Origin of the sequence: Pseudomonas sp. S32 (genome assembly GCF_016648095.1) — a bacterium.
GTDB lineage: Bacteria > Pseudomonadota > Gammaproteobacteria > Pseudomonadales > Pseudomonadaceae > Aquipseudomonas > Aquipseudomonas parafulva.
Window position 1 is genome coordinate 15283 of record NZ_JACVVF010000017.1, and the last position, 24945, is coordinate 40227.

The 24945-nt window shown below is 62.6% G+C and carries 23 protein-coding genes; 10 read left to right on the top strand and 13 right to left on the bottom strand.

Annotation, left to right across the window (positions count from 1 at the left end):
- Nucleotides 1–142: 142 nt before the first annotated feature.
- The 7 genes from IAE38_RS11610 (at nt 143) to IAE38_RS11640 (ending at nt 7911) form a co-directional block, all read left to right on the top strand.
- Nucleotides 143–1801 (top strand): Na/Pi cotransporter family protein, encoded by a 1659-nt coding sequence (locus IAE38_RS11610; RefSeq protein ID WP_201217661.1) that lies wholly within the window; start codon nt 143–145, stop codon nt 1799–1801.
- Nucleotides 1802–1831: 30 nt separating this feature from the next.
- Nucleotides 1832–3238: a M16 family metallopeptidase gene (locus tag IAE38_RS11615; protein ID WP_201217663.1), complete on the top strand. Its 1407-nt coding sequence runs from the start codon at nt 1832–1834 to the stop codon at nt 3236–3238.
- A 92-nt stretch (nt 3239–3330) separates the two neighbouring features.
- Nucleotides 3331–4353 (top strand): DUF5924 family protein, encoded by a 1023-nt coding sequence (locus IAE38_RS11620; RefSeq protein ID WP_201217665.1) that lies wholly within the window; start codon nt 3331–3333, stop codon nt 4351–4353.
- A gap of 71 nt (nt 4354–4424) precedes the next feature.
- Nucleotides 4425–5558, top strand: coding sequence for an ABC transporter permease (locus tag IAE38_RS11625; RefSeq protein ID WP_201217667.1), 1134 nt, complete (start codon nt 4425–4427; stop codon nt 5556–5558).
- The gene (locus IAE38_RS11630) at nt 5555–6346 is read left to right on the top strand and encodes an ABC transporter ATP-binding protein (RefSeq protein WP_201217668.1); all 792 of its coding nucleotides are present in this window, start codon (nt 5555–5557) and stop codon (nt 6344–6346) included. The genes IAE38_RS11625 and IAE38_RS11630 overlap by 4 nt, the downstream gene beginning before the upstream one ends.
- A gap of 3 nt (nt 6347–6349) precedes the next feature.
- The gene (locus IAE38_RS11635; protein ID WP_060482622.1) at nt 6350–7288 is read left to right on the top strand and encodes an MlaD family protein; all 939 of its coding nucleotides are present in this window, start codon (nt 6350–6352) and stop codon (nt 7286–7288) included.
- Nucleotides 7285–7911 carry an ABC-type transport auxiliary lipoprotein family protein gene (locus IAE38_RS11640; RefSeq protein ID WP_201217670.1) on the top strand — a complete coding sequence of 209 codons (627 nt, stop codon included), beginning with the start codon at nt 7285–7287 and terminating at the stop codon, nt 7909–7911. Before IAE38_RS11635 ends, IAE38_RS11640 begins: the two co-directional genes overlap by 4 nt.
- Here IAE38_RS11640 and IAE38_RS11645 read toward each other — a convergent pair.
- From IAE38_RS11645 to IAE38_RS11670, 6 genes are all read right to left on the bottom strand, one after another.
- Entirely contained in the window at nt 7893–9122 is a 1230-nt protein-coding gene (locus IAE38_RS11645) for a nucleoside recognition domain-containing protein (RefSeq protein WP_201163397.1), read from the bottom strand. The two genes, IAE38_RS11640 and IAE38_RS11645, sit on opposite strands and share 19 nt — an antisense overlap.
- Nucleotides 9123–9290: 168 nt before the next feature.
- A complete protein-coding gene (gene gltP / locus IAE38_RS11650; RefSeq protein ID WP_060482619.1) occupies nt 9291–10619 on the bottom strand; it encodes a glutamate/aspartate:proton symporter GltP in 1329 nt (442 codons plus the stop codon).
- Between the two features lie 736 nt (nt 10620–11355).
- A complete protein-coding gene (locus IAE38_RS11655) occupies nt 11356–11823 on the bottom strand; it encodes an inhibitor of vertebrate lysozyme family protein (RefSeq protein WP_201217672.1) in 468 nt (155 codons plus the stop codon).
- Nucleotides 11823–11984, bottom strand: a complete 162-nt coding sequence (locus IAE38_RS11660; protein ID WP_023532363.1) for a DUF1328 domain-containing protein — start codon at nt 11982–11984, stop codon at nt 11823–11825. Before IAE38_RS11660 ends, IAE38_RS11655 begins: the two co-directional genes overlap by 1 nt.
- Before the next feature lie 34 nt (nt 11985–12018).
- The gene (locus IAE38_RS11665; protein WP_028633111.1) at nt 12019–12309 is read right to left on the bottom strand and encodes a hypothetical protein; all 291 of its coding nucleotides are present in this window, start codon (nt 12307–12309) and stop codon (nt 12019–12021) included.
- Nucleotides 12310–12482: 173 nt separating this feature from the next.
- The gene (locus tag IAE38_RS11670) at nt 12483–13304 is read right to left on the bottom strand and encodes a BON domain-containing protein (protein ID WP_201217673.1); all 822 of its coding nucleotides are present in this window, start codon (nt 13302–13304) and stop codon (nt 12483–12485) included.
- Between the two features lie 211 nt (nt 13305–13515).
- Here IAE38_RS11670 and algB point away from each other — a divergent pair, with 211 nt between their 5' ends.
- Nucleotides 13516–14862: a sigma-54-dependent response regulator transcription factor AlgB gene (algB, locus tag IAE38_RS11675; protein WP_028633113.1), complete on the top strand. Its 1347-nt coding sequence runs from the start codon at nt 13516–13518 to the stop codon at nt 14860–14862.
- Nucleotides 14863–14873: 11 nt separating this feature from the next.
- A complete protein-coding gene (locus IAE38_RS11680; RefSeq protein WP_201163447.1) occupies nt 14874–16640 on the top strand; it encodes a KinB sensor domain-containing domain in 1767 nt (588 codons plus the stop codon).
- A gap of 9 nt (nt 16641–16649) precedes the next feature.
- On the opposite strand, the gene IAE38_RS11685 is transcribed toward IAE38_RS11680, so the two are convergent.
- From IAE38_RS11685 to IAE38_RS11715, 7 genes are all read right to left on the bottom strand, one after another.
- Nucleotides 16650–18254: an EAL domain-containing protein gene (locus IAE38_RS11685; protein ID WP_442968284.1), complete on the bottom strand. Its 1605-nt coding sequence runs from the start codon at nt 18252–18254 to the stop codon at nt 16650–16652.
- Between the two features lie 104 nt (nt 18255–18358).
- The gene (locus IAE38_RS11690) at nt 18359–19147 is read right to left on the bottom strand and encodes an N-acetylmuramoyl-L-alanine amidase (RefSeq protein WP_201217676.1); all 789 of its coding nucleotides are present in this window, start codon (nt 19145–19147) and stop codon (nt 18359–18361) included.
- Between the two features lie 77 nt (nt 19148–19224).
- Entirely contained in the window at nt 19225–21135 is a 1911-nt protein-coding gene (locus IAE38_RS11695) for a GGDEF domain-containing protein (RefSeq protein WP_201217678.1), read from the bottom strand.
- A gap of 95 nt (nt 21136–21230) precedes the next feature.
- The gene (locus IAE38_RS11700; RefSeq protein ID WP_201163404.1) at nt 21231–22085 is read right to left on the bottom strand and encodes an endonuclease/exonuclease/phosphatase family protein; all 855 of its coding nucleotides are present in this window, start codon (nt 22083–22085) and stop codon (nt 21231–21233) included.
- Between the two features lie 11 nt (nt 22086–22096).
- Entirely contained in the window at nt 22097–22729 is a 633-nt protein-coding gene (gene dsbA / locus IAE38_RS11705; protein ID WP_201217680.1) for a thiol:disulfide interchange protein DsbA, read from the bottom strand.
- 151 nt (nt 22730–22880) lie between these two features.
- Complete coding sequence (locus IAE38_RS11710; RefSeq protein ID WP_028633120.1) at nt 22881–23498, bottom strand: c-type cytochrome; 618 nt, start codon at nt 23496–23498, stop codon at nt 22881–22883.
- Between the two features lie 31 nt (nt 23499–23529).
- A complete protein-coding gene (locus IAE38_RS11715) occupies nt 23530–23832 on the bottom strand; it encodes a c-type cytochrome (protein ID WP_201163406.1) in 303 nt (100 codons plus the stop codon).
- A gap of 201 nt (nt 23833–24033) precedes the next feature.
- Here IAE38_RS11715 and yihA point away from each other — a divergent pair, with 201 nt between their 5' ends.
- Complete coding sequence (yihA, locus tag IAE38_RS11720; protein WP_028633122.1) at nt 24034–24666, top strand: ribosome biogenesis GTP-binding protein YihA/YsxC; 633 nt, start codon at nt 24034–24036, stop codon at nt 24664–24666.
- The last annotated feature ends 279 nt before the right edge of the window (nt 24667–24945 follow it).

The window sequence follows — 24945 nt, forward strand, 5'->3', positions numbered from 1 at the left end:
AAATGTTTCAAAATGATGACTGCCATGCGAAGCTGGCGATCGCTGCACAAAACAACTAAAGCTTTGAGTGGGCAACGGAAATTTCCACGTGCCCGCGCTTCGTCTTCTGGCCCAATGGCCAGTGCAACAGGGGGTTCCCGCCATGCTGACCCTGCTCAACCTGCTCTCGGCAGTCACACTTCTGGTGTGGGGCACGCACATCGTGCGTACCGGCATCCTTCGGGTGTTCGGTTCCGACTTGCGGCGCATCATCGGCCAGAACATGGACAAGCGACCACTGGCGTTCATTGCCGGCATTCTGGTGACAGCCGTGGTGCAAAGCAGCAACGCCACTGCCATGCTGGTGACCTCGTTCGTGGGCCAAGGCCTGATGGCCATGACCCCGGCACTGGCGATCATGCTCGGGGCAGACGTGGGCACGGCGCTGATGGCCCGGGTGCTCACCTTCGACCTGTCGTGGCTGTCGCCGCTGCTCATCTTCCTGGGCGTGATCTTTTTCCTGTCGCGCAAGCAGACCCGCGCCGGCCAGCTTGGCCGGGTGGGCATCGGCCTGGGCCTGATCATTCTTGCGCTGCAACTGATCGTGCAAGCCGCCGCGCCCATTACCCACGCCCAAGGGGTGAAGGTGCTGTTCGCCTCGCTCACTGGGGATATCCTGCTCGATGCCCTGGTAGGTGCCATGTTTGCCATGGTGTCCTACTCCAGCCTGGCGGCGGTGCTGCTCACCGCCACCCTGGCCGGTGCCGAGGTGATCAGCCTGCCGGTGGCGATCGGCCTGGTGGTCGGGGCCAACATCGGCAGCGGCCTGCTGGCCTTCATCAGCACCAGCATGCAGAACGCGGCCGGGCGCCGGGTAGCACTGGGCAGCCTGCTGTACAAACTCATTGGCCTGGTGCTGATCATCCCGGTGCTGCACCCACTGGTAGGCTGGATGGACTCGCTGAGCTTCAGCCCCCAGGAGCTGGTCATCGGCTTCCACCTGCTCTACAACACCCTGCGCTGCTTGATCATGCTGCCTACCGTCAAGCCCATGGGCCGGCTGTGCAACAGCTTGTTGCCAGAACGCGAAGCCAGCAATGGCCAGATACGCCCACGCCACCTCGACGCCTCGGCGCTGGAAACCCCTAGCCTGGCCTTGGCCAATGCCGCACGCGAAACCCTGCGCCTGGGCGATATCGTCGATAACCTGCTCGAAGCCATGCTGGGTGCACTGCGCGGTACCCAGGCTGCCTTGCCGCAACAGGTGCGGGCGTTGGGCGAAGATGCAGAAGCCCTGTACAGCGCCATCAAGCTGTACCTGGCGCAGATGGCCCGCGAAGACCTCAGCGAGCATGACAACCGCCGCTGGGCCGAGATCATCGAGCTGGCGATCAACCTGAAACTGGCCTGCGACCTGGTTGAACGCATGTTGCGCAAGGTGCAGCAGCAAAAGACCAGCCAGCGCCGCGCCTTCTCGCAAACAGGCCTGGAAGAGCTGACCGGCCTGCAGGAACAGCTGCTGGCCAACCTGCGCCTGGGCCTCTCGGTGTTCCTCAGCGCAGACCCCGAAAGCGCCCGCCTGCTGCTGCGGGAAAAGCGCCGTTTTCGCGCCCAGGAACGTCGCCTGGCTCACGCCCATGTCAGCCGCCTGCAACGCAAGGTGGTGCAAAGTATCGAAACCAGCTCACTGCACCTGGAACTGATTGCGGACATGAAGCGTTTGAACTCTTTGTTCTGTAGCAGTGCCTATGTGGTACTGGGCGGCTCGGACACGGGCGGGCTGATGCTCGACAGCGTGCCGGACGAAGCCCCTCTGCCATGATTGTGCCGACCCGAGGACCCTAGCTCGCCCATGCGTTGCCTGATGTTCATCTGCCTGCTGATCTGCAGCCTGCCTTCGTTTGCCCTGGACCGTTCGCGAGTGGAAGGTTATCTGTTGCCCAACGGCCTGCAGGTCATCCTGAAAGACGGCTACGAACGGGATCATGTGTCGATCCGCCTGGTGGTAGGCGTAGGCCTGGACGACTTCGGCTGCGAGCAGAATGAACTGCCGCACCTGCTTGAGCACCTGCTGTTCAGCGGTATCGACGAAGCAGGCGAGGGTGGCCTGGAGCGGCGCCTGCAGGCGCTGGGTGGTGAGTGGAATGCCTACACCAGCAATGCCGACACTACCTTCGTGATCGAAGCCCCGGCGCGCAACCAGCGCAAGGTGCTGGACCTGTTGCTGGCGATCCTGCAAGACACGCACATTGATGCCAAGGCACTGGCTACCGCCAAACGCATCATCGAGCGCGAGGACGGTGGCCACTACGGTCATCTGCAGCGCTGGCTGGACCGCCAGGACATCGGCCACCCTGCCAGCCAGCAACTGGCCACCGAACTGGGCCTGAAGTGCCCGGAGCGTTCCAACCTGGATGACATGACCCTGGAACAGGTACAAGGGCTGCGCGAACGCTGGTACGCGGCCAACAACATGACGCTGATCATGGTAGGTGGCCTCGATCGCCTGCTGCCCGCCTACCTGGAGCGTACCTTCGGTGAACTGCCGGCTACCGAGCCCGAAGAACGCCGCGACCTGGAAACCATCAGCCACAAGGCAGACCAGCGCCGCGACCTGATGCACGGCTGGCTGGGTGATAGCGCCAAACTCCACTGGCTGTTCATCGAGCCGGTGCTAGACAACGATCACCAGGCCACCCTCGACCTGCTGTCGCGCTACCTGGACTGGGCGTTGTACGACCAACTGCGTTTGCGCAACGGCCTGTCCTACGGCCCCTCAGTACAACGTGAAAGCTATGGCGACACCGGGCTGATCAGCCTCAATGCAGACCTTGAGCGTGACGACATCGGCCGTGCCGTTGATGTGATGCAGTCGCTGTTCGAGCGCCTGCGCAAGGACGGCCTGGACGCAGACACCTTCGCCCGCATCAAGCAGGCCAGCATCGCCAGGGAAAGCTGGAGCACCCAGGGCAACAGCGCGCTGGCCGATTATTACTGGGGGGCGCTGAACGACTACACCGATGGCCGCTTCGCAAGCCCCACCCGCCAGTTGCGCCATGTCACGCTCGAGCAAGCCAACCAGGCCCTCAGGCAGCTGCTCAAGGGCGACGGGTATATCCGCATCGAAAAACCGCTGCTCGGCTACGACGAGCTGTATGGCCTGGTGTTTCTGGTGCTCGGGCTGATACTGGCGGCTGGCCTGCTGCGCTGGCGCCGGCAGGCGCCCCACAAGCCCAGTGGTGCTACACGGCAGCGGTGAATCGGCGGTATTCTTTTGCCGGTATCGGGCTTGCGGTCGCTTGCGCGTCATGGGCCTGGTACAGCCACTTCACTCTTGCGTCGTAGCCCTCAATGCCCCCAATACCCCAGATCGTCCAGCGCATCATCGAACTGCTCAAACGCTACCCGGGCGTCATTGCCCTGGGCGGTTTTCTGTCGGGTATCGGCAGCTTCATCCTGGTCGACCGGCAGGCGGGCCTGGCCAGCTGGATAGCGGTGCTGTTGCTGGTCAGCTGGGTATGGCTGATGCTGGAAAACACCCTGACCGGCCTGTTCGCCCGTACCTTCAAGCGTGAAATACCCCAGCCGCTGCTGCGTTACGCCACGCAGATGATCCACCAGGAATCGCTGTTCTTCGTCCTCCCGTTCTTCTTCATCACCACCACCTGGAACAGCGGCCAGCTGGTGTTCACCGGCCTGCTGGGTGTGGCGGGGCTGATCTCCATCATCGACCCGCTGTACTACCGGTGGCTCGCGCCCCGGCGCTGGCTGTTCATGGCGCTGCACACCTTCACCCTGTTCGCGGCACTGCTCACCGCGCTGCCAATCATCATGCACCTCACCACTGCGCAGAGCTTCAAGCTGGCGCTGATCGCTGCCATGGCGCTCTCGTTCCCGAGCCTGGCCAGCAGTTTTCCGATCAACAGCTGGCGGCGTGGCCTGGCCCTGGTGGCCATGACCCTGGTGGTGGGCGGCGGGGGCTGGTTGCTGCGCTCCTGGGTACCCCCGGCCACCCTGTGGATGACCGAGGTTGCGGTCAGTACCGAGGTGATCAACCGCCAGCCCGGCGAATCGCTGGATGAAATCGCCGCCAGCCGTATCCGCAGCAGCGGCTTGTACGCCTATACCGCCATCAACGCGCCCCGCGGCCTGAACGAGCGCATTTATCACGTATGGCAAAAGGACGGGCAGGAAGTGGACCGCATTGCCCTGGACATTCATGGCGGGCGCAAGGAAGGCTATCGGGCCTGGACGCACAAGCAGAACTTCCCGCCCAACCCGGTGGGCAGGTGGCAGGTGAGGGTGCTGACCGAGGATGGTCAGGTGATCGGGGTGTTGCGCTTCAAGGTAGTGGACGACGCGCAGGCGGGATAAGGCAATGGCGGGTGATCCGGCGCCCACATGCGCTATGATCAGCCCCTGAGCCCTAGCGCAGAGCCTGTAGCATGGAGCCGTTGTCACCCCCCAGCGCCACCCTCGATACATCCAGCCACCCGGCCTGCCTGCGCATCGCCGGTGACTGGACGCTGGCGCACTATGCCAACCTCAGGCGCCAGAGCCAGAGCTTGCGCACCCAGTACGGCGACGATGCCGTCGCCGACCTTAGCCAGCTGGGCCGCCTGGACACTGCCGGCGCCTCGCTGCTGGCTGAGCTGCTGGGGGCGCAACGCCTGGCCCGCTGTACGGCTCAGTTGCCAGAGGCAAACCGCGCACTGCTGAACACCGTCTATACCTCGGTCGAAAACTACTGCATCCCGGTGAGGGAGCCTGAGCGCAATGCGCTGCTGATGCTGCTGGAACGCATCGGCTGCGCGGTGGGCACTTTGTGGCGGGATACCCTGCAGCTGCTCGGCTTCGCTGGTGTAATCCTGCAAACCCTGATGCGCCGGGCCCTGCAGCCCCACCGCTGGCGCTGGACACCCGTCGTTGCGCACATCGAGCAGACTGGCCTGGACGCTGCCCCCATCGTGGCCCTGCTCACGTTTCTGGTGGGGGCGGTGGTGGCCTTCCTCGGGGCCACGGTATTGGCAGACTTCGGCGCCACTATTTTCACCGTCGACCTGGTGGCTTTTTCATTCCTGCGCGAGTTTGCCGTGCTGCTTACCGCCATCCTGATGGCCGGCCGCACGGCCAGCGCCTTCACAGCGCAAATCGGCTCGATGAAAGCCAACGAGGAAATCGACGCCATCCGCACCCTGGGGCTCAACCCCATCGAATTGCTGGTGCTGCCCAGGGTGCTGGCGCTGCTGATCTCATTACCCCTGCTGACCTTCGTCGCCATGCTGTGCGGCATGGTCGGTGGCGCCGTGGTGTGCGCGTTGTCCCTGGATATTCCGCCGGCCATGTTCCTGTCGCTGCTGCAAACCGACATTGGCGTGCAGCACCTGCTGGTAGGCTTGGTGAAAGCACCGTTCTTCGCGTTCCTGATTGCTGCCATCGGCTGCCTGGAAGGCTTCAAGGTCAGCGGCAGTGCCGAATCGGTAGGCGCGCACACCACTTCAGCGGTGGTGCAGTCAATTTTCGTGGTGATCGTACTGGATGCCGTTGCAGCACTGTATTTCATGGAGATGGGCTGGTGAGCACAGACAACACCGTCATCCAGGCCCGGGGTATCTGCAACCGTTTCGGGCAACAGGTGGTGCACGAAAACCTTGATCTCGACCTTTATCGGGGTGAAATCCTGGGCGTGGTCGGTGGCTCGGGCAGCGGCAAGTCGGTGCTGCTGCGCAGTATCGTGGGCCTGCGCCGCCCCGACGCAGGGCAGGTGAGGGTGTTTGGCCAGGACCTCGCCAGCCTGGGTGAAGAACAGCGCTCGGCCGTTGAAAGGCGTTTTGGCGTGCTGTTCCAGAAAGGCGCGCTGTTCTCTTCGCTGACCTTGACCGAGAACGTGGCATTGCCGCTGATCGAGCATGCCGGCCTGTCCCGTCCCGACGCCGAACACCTGGCCGGGGTCAAGCTGGCCCTGGCCGGGCTGCCGATCTCGGCCGCCGACAAGTACCCGGCATCGCTGTCAGGGGGGATGATCAAGCGGGCGGCGCTGGCCCGTGCCCTGGCGCTGGACCCTGACATCCTGTTTCTTGACGAACCCACCGCAGGCCTGGACCCGATCGGTGCAGCCGCCTTCGACCAACTCATCCTGACCCTGCGTGACGCGCTGGGCCTTTCGGTGTTTCTGATTACCCACGACCTGGACACCCTCTACACCATTACTGACCGCATCGCGGTGTTGTCACAGAAGAAGGTGCTGGTGGCGGGCCCACTGGCAGAGGTTGCGCAACACCCCGACAGCTGGATCCAAGCGTACTTTCATGGCCCCCGCGGGCGCGCAGCCGAGCAGGCCGCCCTCCGTACCGGGCAGGAGCACTGAGCAATGGAAACCCGAGCCCATCACGTTCTCATCGGCCTGGTCACCGTCCTGGTGGTGGCCGGCGCCATGCTGTTCGGCCTATGGCTGGCCAAATCCAGCGTGGACGATGCTTTCAAGGACTACGAGGTCGTGTTCAACGAAGCCGTGTCCGGGCTGTCCCGGGGCAGCGCCGTGCAGTACAACGGCATCAAGGTGGGCGATGTGTCCAGCCTGCGCCTGGACCCGAAAGACCCTCGCAGGGTCCTGGCGCGCGTACGCCTGAGTGCCGACACCCCCGTGAAGGAAGACACCCAGGCCAAGCTGACCCTGGCCGGGGTAACCGGTAACTCGTTCATCCAGCTGAGCGGTGGCACGCCCCAGAGTCCGGAGCTGAAGGGAAGGGACGGCCAGCTGCCGGTGATCATCGCCTCGCCGTCGCCCATTGCACGGCTGCTCACCGATGGTAGCGACCTGGTCACCAACATCAACCTGCTGCTGCACAATGCCAACCAGATGTTCTCCGAGGACAACATCGGCCATTTTGGCAACACCCTGGCCAACCTCGACAAGACCACAGGCGCATTGGCCGGGCAGCACGGCAGCATCACACAGGCCATCGAGCAGCTGGTACAGGCGGGCAAACAAGCCAGCGCCACCCTGGCCGAAACCCAGGCGCTTATGCGTAACGCCAATGGCCTGCTCAACAGTGAAGGGCGCCAGGCCATCGGCAGCGCCGAGCAGGCCATGCAGTCGCTGGCCCAGAGCACGGCCACCATCAACCGCCTGCTGCAGGACAACCGCGAAGCGCTCGACAACGGCGCCCAAGGCCTCGACCAGCTGACGCCGGCCATTCGTGAACTGCGTGAGACGCTGAATGCGCTCAAGGGCATTTCCCGGCAGCTGGAAGCCGACCCCAGCGGCTACCTGCTGGGCCGCGACAACCACAAGGAGTTTCAGCCATGAGCGCCACAATGCGCCTGCTGGGCGCGGCCGTGGCGATGAGCCTGGCCAGCGCCTGCTCGATCCTGCCGCACAGCGAGCCTGTCGACCTCTACCGCCTGCCAGTCGACCAGCCCAGCCGGGCGGTGCCAGCGGTGGAGTGGTCATTGCGCCTGAACAAGCCCCTGGCCAGCGAGGCGCTCGCCGGGCCACGAATTGCCGTCGTCCCCCACGGGAATGTAATCAGCAGCTACAAAGGGGCACGTTGGGCTGATGCCGCCCCCATTCTGGTACGCAACCGCCTGCTCGATGGCTTCCAGCGGGACGGCCGCGTGCAGCGCCTGAGCGCTGACGACAGCAACCTGCAGGGCGACTTCGAGCTGGTGGGTGAATTGCTGGCCTTCCAGACCGAATACCGCCCGGGCGGGGCTGTGGAAGTGGTGGTTCGCTATGACGCGCGCCTGGTGCAAGGGCGCACCCAGCGCATCCTTGCCAGCAAGCGGTTCGAGGTGCACCAGCCGCTGGCTGACACGCAATTGCCAGCCGTCGTCGCCGGCTTCGGCCAGGCCAGCGACCAGCTGACCGGGCAAGTGGTGGGCTGGACCATCACCCAGGCTGGGGCCTGGGTTCAGGCGAAGAACCAGTAGCAGACGAAGATCGCCGCCACCACGCCAGAAAACTCGGCCAGCAACGCGCAACCGACCGCATGCCGGACGCGCTGGATACCCACCGCGCCAAAGTACACCGCCAGCACGTAGAAGGTGGTTTCGGTACTGCCCTGAATGGTCGCGGCCACCAGCGCCGGGAAACTGTCCACGCCCTGCGCCTGCATGGTCTCGATCAGCATGGCCCGCGCCGCGCTCCCCGAGAACGGTTTGACCAGCGCGGTGGGCAAGCCATCGACGAATCGCGTATCCAGGCCCAGCCAAGTCACCAGGTGGCGGATACCGTCCAGGGCGATCTCCAGGGCGCCCGAGGCGCGCAGCACGCCAACCGCCACCAGCATTGCCACCAGATAAGGCAGCAGGTTCCTGGCCACGTCGAAGCCTTCCTTGGCGCCCTCGACGAAGGCTTCGTACACCTTCACCCGCTTCAGCGCACCGATGACCAGAAACAGCATGATGACCCCGAACAGGGTGAGGTTGCCCAGTATGGACGACAGGTTGGCCAGCGCAGCCGCCGACAGGGTGCCCAAAAACGCCATGAAACCGCCCAGCAGCAAGGCACCGGGGATCAGATAGGCCAGCACCACCGGGTCCCACAGCCGAAGGCGCTGCATCACCGCCACGGACAACAGGCCCACCAGGGTCGAGACGCTGGTGGCCAGCAGAATGGGCAGGAACACCATGGTCGGGTCAGGTGCCCCTTGCTGGGCCCGGTACATGAAGATGGTTACCGGCAACAGGGTGAGCGAAGAGGCGTTCAGTACCAGGAACAGAATCTGTGCATTGCTTGCGGTAGTGCTGCTGGGGTTCAGCGCTTGCAGGGCCCGCATCGCCTTCAGGCCGATGGGTGTGGCAGCGTTGTCCAGGCCCAGGCCGTTGGCGGCGAAGTTCATGGTGATCAACCCCAGCGCCGGGTGCCCAGGGGGTACTTCAGGCATCAGCCGGGCGAACAGCGGGCCCAGCACCTTGGCCAGCCACTCGACGATACCGGCCTGCTCGGCAATTTTCAGAAAGCCCAGCCACAGGGTGAGGGTGCCGAACAGCAACACCATCACCTCGACCGACAGTTTGGCCATGGCGAAGATACTCTCGACCATCGCCGCGAAGATGCCAGCGTTGCCACCTACCAGCCATTGGGCCATGGCAGACACTGCTGCCACCAGGAAAAAGCCGAGCCAAAGGCCGTTGAGCATCCGCGTGTACCCCCTGAAAAATGCCCGAATGATAGCGGAAGTTGCCCCTACCGGCTTCACCCCTGGTAGGGCCGGCTTGCCGGCTATAGGGCCAACTGCACCCTACAGCCCTTACAGACAGCAAAAAGCCCCGACAAGTCGGGGCTTCTGTTCAAGCAACCGTCACGCTCAGCGCTTGACGGGCTCGCCAACCACCGCAGCCTGCTGCTTTTCGGCAACCAGCGAGGCGTAGTACTGCTCGCCCTTGGCCGCATCGTACATGCCTTCCCAACGGGAGATCACCAGCGCCGCCAGGGCGTTGCCGATCACGTTCAGCGCAGTACGGGCCATGTCCATGATGCGGTCGACACCGGCAATGAAGGCCAGGCCTTCCAGCGGGATGCCCACGCTGCCCAGGGTAGCCAGCAGCACCACGAACGACACGCCCGGCACGCCCGCAATACCCTTGGAGGTCACCATCAGGGTCAGCACCAGCAGCAGCTGCTGGCTCCACGACAGGTCGATACCGTACAACTGGGCGATGAAGATGGCCGCAATGCTCTGGTACAGGGTCGAGCCATCGAGGTTGAAGGAATAGCCGGTTGGCACCACGAACGAGCAGATCGACTTCGGCGCGCCGTACTTCTCCATCTTCTCGATCACCCGCGGCAGCACGGTTTCCGAGCTGGAGGTGGAGTAGGCCAGGATCAGCTCATCTTTCATGATGCGCATGATCTTGATCACCGAGAAACCAAACAGCCGCGCCACCAGGCCCAGCACCATGAAGGCGAAGAAGGCGATGGCGAAGTACACCAGCAGCACCAGCTTGGCCAGCGGCAGCAGCGAGCTGAAGCCGAAGTTGGCCACGGTCACGGCAATCAGGGCAAACACACCGATCGGGGCGTAGTTCATGATCATGTGAGTGACCTTGAACATGGTTTCCGAAACGGCCTGGAAGGTGCGTACCAACGGGTCGCGCAGCTCTGCCTGCAGGCTGGAGAGGCCCAGGCCGAACATCACCGAGAAGAAGATGATCGGCAGCATTTCGCCACGCATCAGCGCTGCAAAGATATTCGACGGGATCAGGTTGAGCAGCGTTTCGATGAAGGCATGCTCATGCTGTACCTCAGCCGCGGTTGCCTGGTACTTGGAAATGTCCACGGTACCCAAGGTACTCATGTCGATACCGGCACCTGGGTGGAACAGGTTGGCCAGCACCAAGCCTACGACGATGGCAATGGTGGTGACGACTTCGAAATAGAGAATGGTCTTGAGGCCGATACTGCCCAGCTTTTTCGCATCGCCAACCCCGGCGATACCCACGATCAACGACGAAATCACGATCGGGACGACGATCATCTTGATCAGGCGAATGAAGATGTCACCAGCTGGCTGGAGGACGTTGCTGATCCACCATGCCTTTTCCGCACTGAAGTGATTCAGTAGCGCACCGACTGCAACGCCCAGCAGCAGACCGATGACGATCTGCCAGGCGAGGCTCAGTTTTGCCTTCTTCATGTCTTTACCCTTTGTTCTAGTGGTCATGCCACCTCACGGAAACCCGCAGTCCCTGCCATCGGCAAACTCCGGCGGTAACGCCTTCCGCAAGGCAACGTGTTGTAAGGACAGCGCAGGCGGGCGTGAGGGCGCCCTGGCCGGCGAAAAAGGCGGCAACTATTGCGATGGGAAAAGGGGAAATCTAATGCCTGAAATGCATAGCCCATACCGATAGCGCATAAGGACTTTAGCGTTATTAAGCGCTTCAATCAGCCTGGATGGCCCGCGTTCGGGATACCGAACAAGGCCATAGCGCCAAATCAAGGCAGAAATGACAGTAGCGGAAGGTAGGAAGATTCGACTTGTTCGACAATCCGAATGGCAAAAATGCCACCCGAATGAATGAAGGGCAGAGCGAAAAAAAACTGATGTGCGGTTGAGACAAAATGTGTCTTCAAACAATAAACGTGCAAGGCCACCGCAACGGGCTCCTCGGAAGCCAGGCCTGCCATGAGCCTTTCCATGGCACCCAGCCTGACGCTTCCGATTCCGCCTTTTCCTGACCCGGCCCACTGAATGGAGGCACTCCCTGTACCCCTAGGCCACTCCGACCCTGCAACAGCCAGAACAGCCCGGCCCCATGGTCATGTGCTGCTCCTCCTCGGAGCGGCGCATCATGGAAGGCTGACACTATAGGGCCGTTCAGCTTCCATTTCGTGACAGTGCAGGGCGTTCTACCCGTACCGTCAGCAAACACTCAATACCAGTTCGGGTCACGCTTGAGCTGGTCCTGCAGCAACGCCTTCATGCCGTCATCCGGCTTGCCAAACCAGGTGTACTTGGCGTGACGGGTCGGCGACTTGTCGCTTGGCAGGCCCTCAGGCACTTCCACCAACATGCCGTAGGCATCATCCTTGTCCCAGCTCACCGCCACGATCAGGCGCTTGTACGTGCAGTTGTTGTCTGACTCGCACAGCGGGCCGACCAGGTACTTGTCGCCATCTTCGGTCAAGGCCGACATCTGCTGAGACGAGCTGCCAGACAGGTTAACTACCCACTCCGGCGGGTTTTCCTTGCCCTTGAGCGCGTCTTGCCAGGCTTCCCTGTATTTAGCGTCGGTCAGCAACTGGTTCACACGCAGTTGGCCATCATTGGCCGCCACCGCCGCGCCAGTGGCGCTCAACAGCAGAGCGCCAGCCAGAACGTTACGCAACAGGCTGCCCATTACCGTCGACCACGTCCGAAGAAGAAGGAAGCGACGAACAGAACCAGGAAGACGATGAACAGGATCTTGGCAATCCCTGTAGCAGCGCCCGCGATGCCACCAAAGCCCAGAACTGCAGCGACGATAGCGATGATGAGGAAAGTGATAGCCCAGCTCAGCATGGTGATTCTCCTTTCTTTTTGACGGCAGTGTGGGTCAGAACACCCAACGATCCTGAGGTACGACGTGTTCAACGGTGGCCGGTGAAGCGGCTTTGCCTTGCGAAGGCAGCTGCTCTGCTGCCTTTACCAGGTTACTGGCCCGCGTCGACTGGATCTGGGACAGCAAGGCGGTTTGCGCCGCCACCTGATCCGCAAGGCGGGCTGTTTGAACGCTGTAGTAGAAGAGGCCGGCTGCCAAAGTCAGCACCACCGCAACCCCCAGCGACAAAATTTGGCGCAGAGGCAGTGCAGCGACTTGCGAGTGGTTGACGGGTTGGCGGCTCATGCTGGCTCTCCTGCTGTAATTTTTGTCCAGACCTGAACAAGTAATTGCAGCCTGCGTGCCAGCTTTTAAATCATTAAAAACTCCTTATAAATCAACAACTTAAAATATTGAACCAATCAACCCTGGGACGTATCCTGCACGATGCCCGATTTACCTCCGTGCGAAATGCACGATCAGCCTTCCACCTTCGTCGCGACCTTGAGCATGTCTGCATCCACGCCACGCACGCCGATGATCTGCCGGGCGATCTCGGAGGCGATGGTTTTTTGCTCAGGGCTGACCACCTCACCCGACAAGCGCACCATCCCTTCCTCGCTTACAACCTTGAGGTTGAGGCCATCCAGATTGCGGCTGAAGCGGTAACTGCTCTGGATCTTGTCGACGATCCAGCCATCACTGGGTTGCGGCCCGCTGGGCAGGTCTACCGGTGCGTTCCTGGCCTTGGCCATGGCTGCAGTGTCCAGGCTGACCAGGTTGTTGACCAGGTAAACACCGTCGGTGGTGCGCGCCACTACCCCCGCCAGTTCCTTGGCCTCGGTGCTGTCCACCCTGCCACGCAGCGTTACCACGCCGTTGTCGCTGTTCACCTCGATAGGCGCTTTTTCGGTGACGCGGCTCCAGGACAAACGCGCCCTGATCACAGCTGCCAAGGTGGCATCCTCCACGCGCCGGGCGTAGGCACGCAGCTCAAGCGGGCGTTCGACCAGGCTCGCGTTCACCTGCAACTGGTTTTGCACCTTGTCGATGCCGGAGGTGGCCAAGGCGACGTCCTCGGCCAACCGCAGCTCGACATCATTTTCCACCTCACCCGACAGCTGCGCCTGAGCACCGTCCACCTCCACCTTGATGCGGTACGGGTTCAGCACCGGGTTAAGCGACAGTGCAGTTTGCAACGCCCCCTGCAGGCGGGCATCGTGCACGGCGTCAGCGGCTGCAGGGTGCGCAATTGCCAGCAAGCTGACACCCAACGCCAAGGCGCGGAAAGGAAATGGCATGGCTTTCTCCCTTTTTGTAGGCAAAATCTGTAATTCATCGCAACCAATGTGCCAAGCGCTGCCTCTAAGCAAATCACCGGCAGATTGCGGCTTTCAGGCATCATTCGGCCATTTGCTAGCATGCAAAGGGCAGAATCCTTCAGAATTGACCATGCAACTTGCCCGATTTTTCCCACACTAAACAAAGATATTTCCCTAAGGAGCGCAGGTAATGGAATCAGCCCAGGACAAACAAGGCCGGATTCTGCTGGTGGATGACGAGTCCGCGATCCTGCGCACGTTCCGTTATTGCCTGGAGGACGAGGGCTACAGTGTCGCCACCGCCAACAGCGCATCCCAGGCAGATACCCTGTTGCAACGCCAGGTGTTCGACCTGTGCTTCCTCGACTTGCGGCTGGGTGAAGACAATGGCCTGGACGTGCTGGCACAGATGCGCATCCAGGCCCCGTGGATGCGCGTGGTCATCGTGACCGCACATTCCGCCATCGACACGGCAGTAGATGCGATCCAGGCCGGCGCTGCCGACTACCTGGTCAAACCCTGCAGCCCGGACCAACTGCGCCTGGCCACCGCCAAGCAATTGGAGGTGCGACAGCTCTCGGCACGTCTGGAAGCCCTCGAAGGCGAGGTGCGCAAGCCCAAGGACGGCCTGGACTCGCACAGCCCGGCCATGATGGTGGTACTCGAAACTGCCCGGCAGGTGGCTACCACCGATGCCAACATCCTGATCCTCGGTGAGTCGGGTACCGGTAAAGGCGAGCTGGCCCGCGCCATCCACGGCTGGAGCAAACGTGCCCGCAAGGCCTGCGTCACCATCAACTGCCCATCGCTGAACGCCGAGCTGATGGAAAGCGAGTTGTTCGGCCACACCCGCGGTGCGTTCACCGGTGCCAGCGAAAGCACCCTGGGCCGGGTCAGCCAGGCGGACGGCGGCACCCTGTTCCTCGACGAGATCGGCGACTTCCCGCTGACCCTGCAACCCAAGCTGTTGCGCTTTATCCAGGACAAGGAATACGAACGTGTCGGTGACCCGGTTACCCGCCGCGCCGACGTGCGCATCCTCGCCGCCACCAACCTCAACCTTGAAGAAATGGTCCGGGACGGGCGTTTCCGAGAAGACCTGCTGTACCGCCTCAACGTAATCACCCTGCACCTGCCGCCGCTGCGCGAGCGCAGCGAAGACATCCTGACCCTGGCAGATCGGTTCCTGGCCCGCTTCGTGAAGGAGTATTCGCGCCCAGGCCGCGGCTTCAGTGACGAAGCACGGGCGGCCCTGCTGAACTACCGTTGGCCAGGCAACATCCGTGAATTGCGCAACGTGGTGGAGCGGGCGAGCATCATCTGCCCACAGGAAAAAGTTGAAATCAGCCACCTGGGCATGGGCGAGCAACCTGCGGGCAATGCACCGCGGGTAGGGGCCGCCCTGAGCCTGGACGAGCTTGAGCGCGCCCACATCGGCGCCGTGCTGGCGGCCAGCGATACACTCGACCAGGCAGCCAAGACCCTGGGCATCGATGCATCGACCCTGTACCGCAAGCGCAAGCAGTACAACCTGTGAAATGGCCAACCATGAAGCTGCGCACGCGGCTGTTCCTCAGCATATCGGCGCTGGTCACCGTGGCGTTGCTTGGGTTGCTGCTGGGGCTGGTCAGTGTGCTGCAGATGGCCTCGGTGCAGCAGCAACTGGTGCGCGACACCACCCACTCGCTGGAGGTAGGCCTCAAGCTGCGCCAGAACCTGGGTAACCAGTTGATTCAGATCCTCGATGAAACGCCTGCCACTGAGAACCTTCAGGTACTTCAGGAAGACTTCCAGCAGCTACTCGGCCAAGGGGTAGCCCAGGGCAGCGAGCGCGAAGGCTTCATCAAAGCCAGCGCGCATTATCAGGACTTCCTCAAGGCCTACCGCGAAAGCGCTACGCCTTCGCGCAGCATGGGCGTAGACCAACCGTTGGGCGCTGCCTTCAACCAGGTCCGCACCGACCTCATCGACGCCCACAAGCAGGCCTTGCAATACATCAGCCGCAGTGAAGAGCAATCCCGCGACCGGGCGCTCCTGGTCAGTGGCACCCTCGGCCTGATGGGCCTGGTGGTGCTGGTGCTGGGCTTCATCACCGCACACAACATTGCCCGGCGCTTTGGCCAGCCCATCGAGGCCCTGGCCAAGGCAGCAGACCAGCTGGGCAAAGGCAATTTCGATGTCACGCTGCCGGTAACCCAGGCCAGCGAGCTCAACCAGCTCACCCGCCGGTTCGGGCTGATGGCCGATGCCCTGCGCAAACACCAGGCGACCAATGTGGACGAGTTGCTGGCAGGCCAGCAACGCCTGCAGGCCGTGCTCGACAGCATCGACGACGGGCTGCTGATCATCGACCGGCAAGGCCTGCTGGAACACCTCAACCCCGTCGCCCAGCGCCAGCTGGGCTGGACCGACAGCCGGGTCGGCAGCAGCCTGGCCGAAGCCCTGCAACGCCCGGAGCTGGAGCAACAGTTGCGCCAGGTACTGCGCGGCGGCAGCCTGGACCGGCCACCCGACGACCTGAACATGGAGGTGGACGAGGAGGCACGCCTGCTCACCTACAGCCTCACCCCCGTCAGCCACCCGCAAGGGCCTATTCTGGGCGCGGTGATGGTGCTGCACGATGTTACCGAGCAGCGCGCCTTCGAGCGGGTTCGCAGCGAGTTCGTGCTGCGCGCCTCCCATGAGCTACGCACCCCGGTCACCGGCATGCACATGGCCTTCGGCCTACTGCGCGAGCGGGTGTCGTTTGCTCCCGAAGCCCGCGAGAACGACCTGCTGGACACCATCGGCGAAGAAATGCAGCGCCTGACCCAGCTGATCAACGACCTGCTCAACTTTAGCCGCTACCAGAGCGGCTTGCAAAAGCTGGAGCTTGCGCCCTGCGCCGTCGACGAACTGCTGGAGCGTGCCCAGGCGCGCTTCGCCGAACAGGCGGGGCAGAAAGACATCGAACTGGTGCTGGCCCTGGAGCCCCCGCTGCCGCGTATACAGGCCGACCTCGCCCAACTCGACCGGGTGCTGGACAACTTGCTGCACAACGCCATCCGCCATACCCCGCAGGGCGGGCGTATCCGCCTGCACGCCCGCCGGCATGCCGAGCGGGTCATCGTCAGTGTCGAGGATAATGGCGAAGGGATCGCCTACGGGCAGCAGGGCCGCATCTTCGAACCCTTCGTGCAGGTGGGGCGCAAGAAAGGCGGCGCCGGCCTGGGCCTGGCGCTGTGCAAGGAGATCGTGCAATTGCACGGGGGGCGCATGGGCGTGTTTTCCCGGCCAGGGCAGGGCACGCAGTTCTATATGGCCTTGCCGGTGTAATCCACAGGGTTAACGCTGCCGCCCATGCGGCAGCTTCCCCCGCGTTACCAGCTCGGCGAACTGCCGGGCAGTGAGGGCCTTGGCGAACAACCAGCCTTGGCCGTAGTTCACCCCTTCACTGAGCAGCAGCACTGCCTGGTCTTCGCGCTCGATACCTTCGGCGATCACTCGCAAGTGAAGGTCATGGGCCATGCGGATAATGTGCGGCGCAACCCCACTGCTGGCGGCATCGTGCCCGAGGGCACCAATGAATGCCTTGTCGATCTTCAGGCAATCAACCGGCAGGGTTTGAAGGTACGCCAGGCTGCAGTAGCCAGTGCCGAAGTCGTCGATCAGCACCTGGTGCCCCTCCGCACGTAGCGTCTGCAAGTTGTCGCGTGCCACTACCACGTCGATAAGGCCGCGCTCGGTGACCTCGAAGGCGATCTGGCTCGCATTAACCCGGTGCAACGCCAGCAGCCGCGCCGCCACCTCGCCGATACGCGGCACCATGACGTCACACGCCGCCAGGTTTACCGAGATGTACAACTTTGGGTGCGACCTCAGCAGCGCGCCCAGTTGCTCCAGCACGCGCTGCAAGACGAAGTCGGTGATCTGGCGGATCTGGCCGGTATTTTCGGCCAGCGGTATGAACAGGTCGGGGCTGGTAAGGGTGCCATCAGGCCGGCGCCAGCGCACCAACGCCTCGGCCCCCACACAGCGCCGGGTGTCGAGCTGGAAGATGGGCTGGTACAGCACCTGCAACTGGCCACGGCGCAGGGCATGTTGCAGCTCTGAACTCATCGACCGGCGTTGCTGTATCAGTTGCAGCACCAGCCAGCCAATGCAACAGGCCCCCAGCACGCTGCCCGGGAACAGCAACCACAAGGTGCCGTTCATTCTCAACGGCAGGCTGGCGCGTGGGGCGATCAGTACAAGCTGATAATCGGGCGACTTGGTCGGCATGCGATAGATCAGGCGATCACTGAACTCCAGCAGCGTCTTGTGGCTGCTGGACCACACCGACGGCGGCGGCCATACCTGGGCCGGGCCAAGCACGGGTATCGCCCTCGCACCGTTGTCCAGCACCACCAGCAGGCTGCCCCCCGGGGGCAAGTCCACCACATCGGTCAGGTGCCCCCGCGAGGTGGACACCAGAAACTTGCCACGGCCCAGCATCAACGCCGCCAGGTTTTCGTCAGGCTCGGTGGTTGTATTAAGCCAGTAGCTGTAGACCGGGCCCTTGATGTCCGGCGCACGCAGCGGTACGAATGCACGCTCGTCTCCCCGGTTGGAGCAGGCCGCATTGCCGTCCACGTAAGCCGCTTCGTAGATGAACCGTGAACTCAGGCCAACCCGTTGCAGGGTAGCCAGCATGGCTGGGCTGCAGCCGCGCACGGGTTGCGCCTGCAGTAAATCGACGCCTTCACGCAACTGGCCAAACACCTGCTCCAGGCGTTCGAGAAAGCGCTCGCCCTGGGCGTTCATCTGCTCGGTTTCGCTCTGCTTCATCTGTTGCAAGGCAACACCGATGCTGGCGGTGAGCAGCAGGGCAGCACTGGCCAACGCTGCCAACGTGGCCAGCATCCAGGGATGGTTGAAAATTTGGCGCAGCGTAGCGGTGGTGTCCGGCATCGAAGGCATCCAGTTGATTACCAAGGTATAGCAACTGGATCAGGATTTACCTTCGCCGTTTGGCGCTTCGCCCGAACACGGCATGGCCGCCTGGGCAGGCGACCTTAGCGGGTACGGTTCAACACTTGCAATATTGCCGCCGTCTGGGCGTCCGGCAGGCCGTCGAAGCGCTGCGGCCGGAACCGCATCTGGAAGGCCGCTAGCACATGCCGGGTGGCCACATCCAACACACCGGTCTGCTCGATGGCGTAACCAAAGCGCGCCAGTTCCTGCTGGTACCAGCCGACACCAGGCGGGTTGACGTCGAAATAGGCCTGCTGGCGTGCCACCGCGTTTGCATCGGGCCAAATGCCCAGGCCCTCGTCGGCCAGGCGCTTCCACGGGAACATCGGGCCTGGGTCGAGCTTACGCAACGGGGCGATGTCGCTATGGCCGATGATGTGCCTTGGCTCGATGTTGTTGCGCTTGACGATGTCCTTCAACAGCGCGATCAGTGACTGGATCTGCGCTTCGCTGTAAGGGTGCCACACCCGGCCTGCGGGCGTGTCCGTGAAGCCCGGGTTGACGATTTCGATCCCGATCGAGGATGAGTTCAGCCAGGTACGGCCCTGCCATTGGCTGTCGCCTGCGTGCCAGGCGCGGCGGTTTTCGTCTACCAGTTGATAGACCGTACCCGGCCCGTCGCCGATCAGGTAGTGGCTGCTGACCTCGCCATGGGTGAGCAACGCCAATGAGCGTTCCAGCGATGCATTGGTGTAATGCAGCACCACGAACTGGATACGGTTGTCCTGGTTGGCCGAGGGGTGGCTGCGGTCGATACGCAGGCCCGTCGAGCATCCGGCCAGGGTGAACAGCAGCAAAGTGATCAGCGTTGTTTTCAGCGTGGAAAGCACATCGGTGGCCTCAGCAAATGAGCGCTACAGTATAACGTGCTCCATGACGGCGCGCTCGCGGGTCTAGGAGCCGCTGATCAGCCTTGCTCGATGCGGTTTCGCCCCTGTTCCTTGGCCCGGTAGAGCGCTGCATCGGCACGCTTGAGCACTTGGTCGCCGTGCTCGCCGGCCCGGAACGCACTCAGGCCGATGGAGGTGGTAATGACTACCCGCTCCCCCTTGAAATGGAACGGGCAGGCCTGCACGGCCGCGCGCATGGCCTCGGTGACCTCCAGTGCCTGCGCGGGTGTGGTCTGCGGCAGCAGCAGGACAAATTCCTCACCGCCGAAGCGGGCAATGAAATGCCGGCCGCGCAAGCGCTTGCGCAATTGATCGGCAACGATCTTCAACACCTTGTCACCGGCCAGGTGCCCATAGCTGTCGTTGATCCGCTTGAAATGATCCAGGTCGAGAATGGCCATGGCGAGGTGACCACCTTGCGCCTGCCACGCCTGCACCTCGGCATCGAGCTGCTCGCTCCACGCGGCGCGGTTGGGCAGGCCGGTGAGCGGGTCCAGCAGGGCCTTCTGGCGCTGTTCTTCCAGGTGCTCGCGATAGCCAAGGGCTTCCTGCTCCATGCTGGCCACCCGCTCGGACAACCCGTGCAGGCGGCCGGCCAGCTCCTGCTCGCGGCGGTCGCGTTCATGCTTGTGCTGGTCCATGGTAACCAGCAGGCTTTCGAGCCGGCCGTCCAGCGCCTGCTTGAGGCTCACCACATCGGCGGCGCACTGGACATCGCTCTGCAGGCCGTCCACATGCTCACGCAACTGGGTATCCAGCTCCCGCGCTGCGCTGCTGTTGTCGGCATGGCCGGCGCTGGCCTGGTGCAAATAGTCGTGAAAACCTTCCAGGCGCTCGTTGAGCAGTTGCAGGTAGGTTTCGAATTCGTGCTGGCCGCTGTCGGTGATGGCCAGCAACAGAACGGCAAGGTCATCGAGCACCGGTATCAGCTCGTACCAGTTAAGCCCACGCGCAACCCGGTCGCGCATGGCCTGCGCCTGAGCCTTGTGCCGCTCCGGCAGGCTGAGGTCATCCAGCAGGCCGATCAGGGTCTGCTGGATGTGCGCGGCCACCTGGCTGTAGGGCGGTTCTACCGCGTAGGGCAGGGCGTAGGCCTCATCGGCGGCTTCCCGGCTATCCGGCGGAAGGTGCTCGGGCGTTGGGACGGTTGGCGGTGGGGTGGCGGCTACGTGAGCTTCTGGCAACGGGTCGTTGGCAGGTTGTACTGCGGGCTCGGCAGCAGAATCGACCTCAGGGGCATGCGGTGCATCGAATGCATCGATGCTGTGCGCCGCCGGGGCCTGGGCAAGCGCCGATGGCGGCTCGATGAGCGGCGCTGGTGACGCTGGCGCTTCCGGTGCGGGTGCTGGGGCTGGGGCTGGGGCTGGATCAGCCTCAGGCACCGGGGCCGCAGGCACCTCGTCCTCACGACCCTTGAACAGGCGCTGCAGGAACCCCCCACGCGGCTCACCAGCCGACTTGCCCAACGCCGAAAGCGCACGCTCCTGCAAGCCGCTCAACTCGCCCAACAGCGGCGGCAGATCACGCGATTGGCTCACCCCTGCCTCCAGGCGTTTAGCCAGCTTTTTCAAAGGCCGGGACACATCGCTGGAAAGGGGCAGGCCTTGCAGTTGCCCTACCAGCGAGGTCAGTGCATCACCCACCTGGTTCATGCGGGTTTCGCGGCGCTGCTCAGAGTCCAGCACCGCCTTCTCCAGCCGCGGTATGAGCCCGGCCAGCCCGGCGTCCATATTGTCACCACGGATCACCTCGCGCATTTCCTTCATGCACTGGTCCACGATCTTGTCGCTGCCTTCAGCGGCCAGGGTACTGCGCACCAGGCCACGGCGCAGCAAGTCGAGGCGAGCCTCCCAACGCCGCTCGAGCTTCTCCTGCTGCTCGATGCTCTTTAGGTATTTTTCTTTCCAGCGCTCGGCTTCTTCGGTCATGCCTGTGTCCGCACGGGTGATACAACTGGGGCTGTCTGATACACACTGTCGGCGCACACCCCGGGCACTTTAGGGCATGCACAGCTTCAGTTGATTCAGCTCAAGGCCGGCAGCGTATCCACAGTCAATGCATCAGGCAATCGGATCTCGACAGCGACCGGAAGGTGGTCGGAGATCGGTTGGGCCAGCACCTCCACGCGCTCCAGCGTAAGGCTGGGGCTGAGCAGAATGTGGTCCAGGCAACGCTGGGGGCGCCAGCTGGGGAACGTGGCCTCCACCTGCGGGGCAATCAGGCCAAGGTCGCGCAACGGCGAATGCTCGAGCAGGTCCGTGGCATGGGTGTTCATGTCACCCATCAACACCTGGTGACGATAACCGCCAATCAGCTCGCGGATATAGGCAAGCTGCAGGGCCCGGGTCTTGGCACCCAATGCCAAGTGCATCATGACCACGATCAGCGCATCCTCACCCTCGCCGAAGCGCACCAGAATGGCACCCCGCCCGGCGGGGCCGGGCAGCGGATGGTCTTCGAGCTGGTGCGGTTTCAAGCGGCTTAGCACGCCGTTGCTATGCTGGGCAAAGCGGCCAAGGTTGCGATTGAGTTGCTGGTACCAGTAGGGGAAAGCGCCCAACTGGGCCAGGTGCTCGACCTGGTTGATGTAGCCCGAACGCATGCTACCGCCGTCGGCTTCCTGCAAAGCCACCAGGTCGAAGTCGCTGAGCAGTTGGCCAATCTTCTGCAGGTTACCGGCCCGCCCGGTGTGTGGCAGCAGATGTTGCCAACTGCGGGTCAGGTAGTGCCGGTAGCGTTCGGTGCTGATGCCCACCTGAATGTTGAAGCTGAGCAGCCGCAGGCGACCATCCTCGGGCAGGCCAGGGGCCTGCAGGTGATGCTCGTTGACCTGCGGCTGGTGCAGGCCAATGCCACGCGTGGACCGGAAGCGGGGCATGGTAGCGCCGCCTACTTGGCGGCGCGCTCCTTGTCGATCAGCTGGTCGGCAACGTTCAGTACGGCCTCGGCACCGCCGGCGGTACCCAGGTCGAAGCGATACTTGCCGTTGACGATCATGCTCGGTACGCCGGTGATTTCGTACTTCTTCGCCAGCTCTTTGGCCTGGTTGACCTGGCCTTTGATCGCGAACGAGTTATAGGTGGCCAGGAACTTGTCCTTGTCCACGCCTTGGGTCGCCAGGAAGTCCGCCATGTCCTGTGGATCGGTCAGGCGCTTGCGCTGGTTCTGGATAGCATCGAAGACGGCAGCATGCACTTTATGCTCGACACCCATGGCTTCGAGGGTGAGGAACATCTGGCCATGGGCATCCCACGGGCCGCCGAACATGGCGGGGATACGCTTGAAGTTGACATCCTTGGGCAATTTTTCCACCCAAGGGTTGATCACCGGCTCGAAGCTATAGCAGTGCGGGCAGCCATACCAGAACAGCTCGACCACTTCGATCTTGCCAGGGACGGAAACCGGAACAGGGTTGCTCAGCACCAAATATTCCTTGCCGGCAACAGGCTCTGCGGCCTGGACGGCAGTCATACCGAATACGCTGGCAGCGACCAGCGCAGCGCTGAGAATCAGTTTACGCATGCTTTACTCCTGAGCAGTCATGGGTCGCCGCGACGCGACCTGCACTGAGACAGGCCGGGAAGGGCTCAAGTTCTGTAGTGTAACGGCTGCGGGCAAAAAAAAGGGCGGCCGCACCGCCCTTTCATCATTGGCTGGCAACATTAACCGAATGTTAATGCAGGCCCTGGATATAGCTGGCCAGGGCTTCGATATCATGGTTGCTCAGCTTGCCGGCGATGGTGCGCATGGTCATGGCATCGCCGTCGTTGGTGCGGTTGCCTTCGCGGAAGTCGGTGAGCTGCTTGCTCACGTACTGCGCGTGCTGGCCGCTCAGGTGCGGGAAGCCGGCAAGCGCAATACCGGCGCCGTTGGGGGAGTGGCAGCCGGTACAGGCAGGCATGCCCTTGTCGAGGTCACCGCCATTGAACAGTGCGCGGCCGCGTTCGACCAGCGCCGGGTCAGCAGCCCCCACGCTGCCTTTCTGGCTGGCGAAGTACGCAGCGATATCGGCGAGGTCCTGGTCGCTGAAAGCGGCCAGCATGCCGGTCATCTCCAGCACGGTACGCTTGCCGGACTTGATATCGTGCAGTTGTTTTTCGAGGTAGCGCTGGCCTTGGCCAGCCAGTTTCGGGAAGTTCGGTGCCAGGCTATTGCCGTCGGGGTTGTGGCAGGCGCCACAGACGGCGGTCTTGGCCTGGCCCGCGGCAGCATCGCCCATGACAGGTTGTGCAGCAGTGGCCGCACCTGCGACACCCAGGGTCAACAGCAGACTCACGACTAGTTTGTTCATCAGCTAATCCAACACGGCTAAGGGTGAAATGTTATGTATCGGGACTGCCACTCATCCAAAGGATGACCAAACGGTAGTCCTCGGCACTGCAGTCCATGCACAATCCACGCGGCGGCATAGCCTTGAAACCCTGGGTCACGTGCCTTACCAGTACCTCCATGCCCTGCGCCAGCCTTGGCTCCCACGCTACCCGGTCGCCCTGCCTGGGCGCCTGTGGCAACTGCCCGGCGTGACAGGCCGCACACGTGCGGTTGTACAACACCTCGGGATCCTGTGTAGCCTGTGCGCTGAAAACCGGCAGAAACATACCGACAGCAAGCAGCCATTTCGCCATGCGGAACGACCTTCAGGGTTGGGGGCCGCGCTGCGTTCTGTTGCGCGAGCTATTGATCGACACCCCATGCCCGTTCCCCTACGTTGGGAGAATGAGCACACAAAAACTGGGGCATTATATACTTCCGCCGTCCAAACGGAAACGACACCGCTTGCCAGGCTCAGGCCAATCGAGCCCGGCAACACCCACATCGGATATCCCATGCAAGTCAAGAACCCCATCCTCGGCCTGTGCCAGAAAGCCCAATTCGCCCTCAGCGCCGCCAAGGTCGAACAATGCCCCGACGACCAGGGTTACGAGGTGGCTTTCGCCGGCCGGTCCAATGCCGGCAAGTCCAGCGCCCTCAACACCCTGACCCACGCCAGCCTGGCACGCACCTCGAAAACCCCGGGCCGCACTCAGCTGCTGAACTTTTTCAGTCTGGACGATGAACGGCGTTTGGTCGACTTGCCGGGTTATGGCTATGCCAAGGTACCGATCCCGCTCAAACAGCACTGGCAAAAGCACCTGGAGGCCTACCTGGGCAGCCGCGAGTGCTTGCGCGGCATCATCCTGATGATGGACGTGCGCCACCCCATGACCGACTTCGACAAGATGATGCTCGACTGGTCCAAGGCCAGCAGGATGCCCATGCACATCCTGCTGACCAAGGCCGACAAGCTGACCCACGGCGCAGCCAAGAACACCCTGCTTAAAGTGCAGTCGGAAATCAGAAAAGGCTGGGGCGATGGCGTGACCATCCAGCTGTTCTCGGCGCCCAAGCGCCTGGGCGTAGAAGACGCCTACCGCGTGCTGGCCGGCTGGATGGAGCTGGAAGACAAGCCTGCGGTGTAACGCTTTGCCAAATCGCAGGCAAAAAAAACCCCGGACTTCGTATGGGGAGGGGGAAGTTCGGGGTTCAAGTCCGGACCGCTAGGGCGGGGTCCAGATATCTGCCAACACTTAACACAACATAGGAGCATCGAAAGGCTTCACCAGCCATTCAGGACCTCTGAGTCGCAATTCACCCTTTAAGTTCCTGACCGCTGCTTCAATTTGTGCGCTGTTTCATGAAATGCCATCGGCCACCGAGGTGGCCGGCATCCAGTCATGCGGCGATAAGTCGCAGAGGCT